At 45.2% G+C, this 1,249-nt stretch carries 1 protein-coding gene; it reads right to left on the bottom strand.

Features of this window, described 5'->3' with window-relative positions; genetic code table 11:
• Positions 1–222: 222 nt before the first annotated feature.
• Positions 223–1,249 (bottom strand): serpin family protein (locus tag KDK18_RS13665; RefSeq protein ID WP_257255485.1); only part of this gene is annotated, 1,027 nt, incomplete at its 5' end.

The following is a 1,249-nucleotide window of genomic DNA, read 5'->3' as shown; positions in this document are numbered from 1 at the left end:
ATCCTCAATTTTCTGCCGTCCTCGCTACGGGCGCTATTCTCGGTCAGCCTCCTAGCACTCAAAAAACTAAACCAGCTTGATGGCCAGAGGGGGCTGGCGCGTTAAAATGCAAGACTCGCTGCTTTTCGATGGCTGCATACGCATCATTAAGTCTCTTAAAGTCGCACTCACCTTTGTTTGCAGTGAAAGGGTGAGAGAGTCATGAGGCTCCCTCTATTGCGATTAATGGGTTCTCGATTCTGAAGAGCTTCCAGGGTCAAGTACCTGTCCTATGAAGATGATTCTTTTCGTTATTTTATTTCGCAAGATATAAAGAAATGGTCGATCAAATATGATTGATTGTCTCGTCCCTCCCCCACATCCTCCAGTTGCACAAGTGTGTCTGGCAGCTGATGCCCGGGTTCCTGCTTCATTCACTTCCAGTGCGCAATGTTGATTGAAAAATACACCACTAATAGTTGTGGTATGAGACAGCATAGCGCCTAAACTGGGCGACTCTAAAAGAAAATGTAAGCCCGCTTGTTGTAAAGCCTTATTCAGGTCAGTCTTGGAATTAACTTTAAAGGCTGGAAGTTCAAGACCCATCGTTGAACTTGATGAATATGATTCTTCAGATTCAAATGATGAAAGTAATGCCGCTATGATTTCTGTCGATACCTCATGAGGCATTATCCCAGTCGGGGGTAAAACCAAAATCATTTCATGATCTCCCTGATAGGGAACGGTTACTGCTTCCCAATCATTGTGATTAACGTATTGAGAATGATCAATTTCTCCACGCATAAATCTATCTAAAACGACTGCCTGATTACTGGATAAAGTAAATAAACGTGCACTTCGGGTACTAAAAGATCTTTCCCACAGCCCCTTGAAGTAAACAGAACTTATGATTGCCATGAGTGTGTCTGATTGCCACTGTTGACTGTCGCAAAATTCTCGAACCATGCCATGGGTTAATTGGCAAAAAAGATGGTTGAGTGCTTGGGCGAGGCTTTCTATGGATGTACGATTGGAGAAGTCGACGTTATCATGAATATCGGCGTTTATTTGTTTAAGTCTCGCTCGGTAGGTGTCCTGAAGCTGAAGTTGAGAGGACACGAGCAAGCAATTCGCAATACAGTATTGTTCCTGTCCACCGGAGGCTGCACATGCCCCTTCTGCACCGGACGGTTCAGAGTAGTCCTCTCCCAGGCAGTCTTCAAGCCAGTGCCGGGTTAGACCATCAGCGCCCATGAGTAGAAGTGCCAGT

Source organism: Endozoicomonas sp. SESOKO3 (genome assembly GCF_024606255.1).
Note: the sequence above shows the minus strand (reverse complement) of the source record. Positions and strands in the feature narration are given on the sequence as shown.